A 1,156-nucleotide genomic window follows, 5' to 3' on the forward strand; every position below is an offset into this window, starting at 1 on the left:
AGTGGGATTGCCGCGAGAGTCGATGATTTCACGACCTACGACCGTTTCGATTTTCAGTGTTTTCATTAGTAAATACACCCTTTCTCAGCTAATGTGTTCATGTTTATTAATATGAGCTCTTAAGGTAGGAATCTGACTTTTATCCGGCTCTTTTCCGGCATAAAGGAGTGTTACGTTACCGTTACGAAGGCGATCTTTGATTTCTTCAGCAAAGGCCGGTAAACCCGGATTCTCGGATAACTCCTTGTCGTAGGCGATGGCGAAATCTTCGTAGGAAATTTCGCCGTTATGGTACTTTTTGCGCAAGTCCGTTGACGGAGCAATGTCTTTGGCCCAGTCGGAGAGTTCAGCCGCTTCCTTTTTCATGCCTCTGGGCCAAAGTCTATCAATAAGAATACGGTATCCGTCACTTTCTTCCGGTGCGTCGTAAACGCGTTTCCACTGTAATTTACCCATGAGATCATCCCCCGCTAATTACGTATAATAACTGTATCCTTGCGGATATTTAAATTATACTTCTACAGTGGATTTTTAGCAATTAAGAATCATGAGCCTTTCGAATGGTACTGTTGGGGATACCCAGTTGCAATCGCAGTTTAGTTACCGTTCTACGGGCGATAGGGATGTTTTGGGCGACGAGAAGTTTCGTTAAAGCATTATCCGAATAGGGTTTGGAACGGTCTTCCTTGTCAATCAGGGAGAGTAGTTTTCGCTTTACCTCGTCGTCGGAAATACTGGAGCCTATATCTTTTTCGTAAGCACGAGAAAGAAAATGTTGAATTTTATATGTGTGATTCCGAAAAAGTATATATCGATTTTTACAGACTCGGCTTACCGTTGTTTCGCTCAGTCCCGTCCGTAAAGCAATATCGCGTTGTGTTAACGGTTGTAAAGGCGCCCCTGTCAGCAATGATTCCTGCTGCTCGGTTGCAATAACTTCCAAAACTCGGCGAATGGAATCGGAACGATAAGCCAGGGCGGAACGTAGGGTTACATATGAACGTTTGGCGTGACTCAAAAAGAGCTTTGTCGGCTTATCCCCCGTATTGTGATAGTTCGAATACAAGTCGGAACGGAAGCGTACAGACGGACAGGCCTGGAACAATATGGGGCGAACGGAGGCGGTTTTAGTGTCAATGACCAGTTCTCCTTCTGG

General features: G+C 45.0%; 1 protein-coding gene and 1 pseudogene. Both read right to left on the minus strand.

Going from position 1 to position 1,156, the window contains the following annotated elements; genetic code table 11:
• Positions 1-84: 84 nt before the first annotated feature.
• Positions 85-456: a DUF488 domain-containing protein gene (locus PGX78_RS08455; RefSeq protein ID WP_270446507.1), complete on the minus strand. Its 372-nt coding sequence runs from the start codon at positions 454-456 to the stop codon at positions 85-87.
• An 82-nt stretch (positions 457-538) separates the two neighbouring features.
• Positions 539-1,156: pseudogene (locus tag PGX78_RS08460) on the minus strand (RNA polymerase factor sigma-54); the annotation flags it as partial.

The organism is Megasphaera sp. AF13-6AC (assembly GCF_027685385.1).
GTDB classification, from domain to species: Bacteria; Bacillota; Negativicutes; order Veillonellales; family Megasphaeraceae; genus Megasphaera; species Megasphaera micronuciformis.